Origin of the sequence: Stenotrophomonas sp. PE591 (assembly GCF_018320795.1) — a bacterium.
GTDB classification, from domain to species: Bacteria; Pseudomonadota; Gammaproteobacteria; order Xanthomonadales; family Xanthomonadaceae; genus Stenotrophomonas; species Stenotrophomonas maltophilia.
This window is the reverse complement of record NZ_JAAOKO010000015.1, coordinates 1-2,409: the sequence shown is the minus strand read 5'-3', so window position 1 is coordinate 2,409 and position 2,409 is coordinate 1. Positions and strand designations below refer to the sequence as shown.

Annotated in this window: 3 protein-coding genes; all 3 read right to left on the bottom strand. The window is 55.4% G+C overall.

Translation table 11 applies throughout. The annotated features are described in order from the left end of the window. Window positions 1–242 (bottom strand): hemagglutinin repeat-containing protein (locus tag JLDANKMP_RS22210; protein WP_343237753.1); only part of this gene is annotated, 242 nt, incomplete at its 3' end. A gap of 203 nt (window positions 243–445) precedes the next feature. Further along, window positions 446–775: a hypothetical protein gene (locus JLDANKMP_RS22205; RefSeq protein ID WP_152905615.1), complete on the bottom strand. Its 330-nt coding sequence runs from the start codon at window positions 773–775 to the stop codon at window positions 446–448. Next, window positions 772–2,409: DNA/RNA non-specific endonuclease (locus JLDANKMP_RS22200; protein WP_212562120.1), on the bottom strand; the 1,638-nt coding region annotated here is incomplete at its 5' end. The genes JLDANKMP_RS22200 and JLDANKMP_RS22205, both read right to left, overlap by 4 nt.

The window sequence follows — 2,409 nt, the reverse complement described above, 5'->3', positions numbered from 1 at the left end:
CCCTTGGCGGTGCTGGCCGATACGTACCAGCCGGTCTGCGCACCGATGCTGAAGCCGATCTCACCGCTGCCGCTCTTGTTCTTCGACGACTGCGTGTGGTCTTCCGCTTCGCTGCGCAGGGTGATGTTGTCCCGCGCGGCCAGCGCCACGTTGTCACCCTTCACCTGGCTGCCGATGATGCTCAGGTCACCGGCGGTGGCCACGATGCTGACGTCGCCCTGGCTGCGGATGGTACTGCCCACCGCCGACTGGTCGTGGCTGGTCTGGCTGGCACTGGAACTGGAGGCGCCAATGCCGATAGGACGGACTAGCCCTCAACCGAAAGCACTAGCTCCGCCATTACGCCAAATTTTTCACTTCAGCGTCTGCCACCTTGATTTTCAAGAATTCCTCATCGAGTCAAAGGATCCTGGAAATTTTAGACTAATGGCATGAACAAAAATCACTAAGAATATCTAAACTGTGTAGTTACAGTCTTATCGGAATTAATCACAATATCAAACTCCCTCCAATCCCCTCCCGTATGCTCCTTCATTACATCATGGAGATCACAAACCAAATCAGCACAACCCTTATCACCATAATCATTCAATAATGCAGATACGGAAACGCCACCGATCGTGTAAAAAAATGAGGAATCAATACCAAGAGAACCATCCTCCTCCGGAAGATAGCGAAACCTACACACAGCATCCGTGTAACCATCCTCAGCACTTGCATCCATCGCCCTATATAGAGAATCAATTATCTCGATCTGCCTTTCAATGCAACTCATAGACCACCACCGTGCTCATTCTTAAAAGTTCTCGAGGATATCTTACCATCAATACTGTACACAACAGTAACCGTATCTGGCCTCGCATTACCCTGCGATGATCTTCCAAATTTCACAGTTACATCTCCGACACTCCTACCCTCCGTCAGAGCAGAAGTTATTTCATTCTCAAACTTCTTGTATGCGCTCGAATTGAAGTTCGAATTCTGAGGGAAAATATTGTAGCGATCGCAAGTTCCACCATGGCGACAAGCTTGAATGTGGCCTCCAACATCACCTGCAATCCCTTCCTTTCCGACTGCGGTCTGACGCCCATCGCGAGTCCCAGGGATATTGTTAGGGCGGTACGTTATTTCCTCCACAAACCCGCTTCCATTGGTCTTGAAGACCGTTCCATTTGTGAGTTCAACTTTGGAGTTCGGTGGCGGATTATTTAGAATCTCGTACTCCCTCGTCCCCTTTTGCGCGCGCGACGGATCAATCTTCCCCTCTCGCCCCAAATTGGTGTTAGTTACAACGTGATCCGCTCTACTAGGAAGCTCCTTCTGCGCAAGCACCCTTCCGCCCACTCGGCTGATCGCCTGCTCGGCAGCCATCCGCACGAGTGAAACAGCAGCACCCGCCAAGGGATTCTGATCACCTTGATAGGTTGAAGCATTGAACGAATCCAGAACCCTCTTTCCCTGCACTGAGTTGTAGGGCCCCAGGGCAGAGTCCAGACCATCCATACCGGATTTGGCCGACAGGACGGCCACGCCAGCCAGCCCAATCGGTGCCGCACACAACACGACAGTCCCACAACCGGGCGTAGTTGCCACCGCGCCGGCGGTTGCACCTACTGCTCCAGCCGCACCACCGACTGCCTGCACCCCTCCCTTGATTCGCATGAATGACTCATCGAACCGAAGGATCTGGTCATTTACTTGATCGATCGTTGAGTAGCCAAGGAAAGCATTGGCGCCCTTGATAAGCTGCTGCTCTGCCGCGTATCCACGTCCGCGTTTCTCCGAGGCCTCCAGCTGAGCCTTGTTCGGATCGCTATCCGGTACGCCGGCGGAACAATGAACCAGGGCACACATTGCGTCGTTCAAGCGCTGCTGCTCATCAGCAGTCTTGCCCTGCTTCAACGCATCCAGCTTCTTTGCTTCGTCAAGGTGCAGCTGCCGATTGAATCGATCTCCTGTAAGCGCAATGTTGGCGCCGGTGCTTCCACCGGCCAGTCCACCCACCATCGCACTACTGACCTCCATCAAGGACCGGAACTGCTCGGGGCTGATCTCGCTCTGGTTGGCGGTGAGGTAATCCGAGATCGCCTTCTTGGCCTTCTCCGCACCAGCAGCACTCACCGCGCCGTTCAGCGCATCCGCACCACCCAATGCGGCCATCGCTGCACCGGCCATGCCGTGCAGCAGCGCGCGGCCATTGCCGCCGTCGGCCCAGAACGCCTTGCCTTCTTCGGTCTCCGCCTTCTGGCTCAGGTAGCCGCCCAGGTCGCCGACACCCTTGAACAGCAGCTGCCCACCCAGCTGCATCACCTCGGCGCGCTCCTGCATCTTGCGCAGGTCAACGGCCGACAGTGCGCTGTCGGTATCAAAGCCGGTGGCCGTGCGATCAAGACCGGCCAAAGCGCTCTC

Excerpts from the sequence above, each read along its gene's own strand:
- JLDANKMP_RS22205 (WP_152905615.1), bottom strand. The coding sequence starts at position 775 with ATGAGTTGCATTGAAAGGCAGATCGAGATAATTGATTCTCTATATAGG.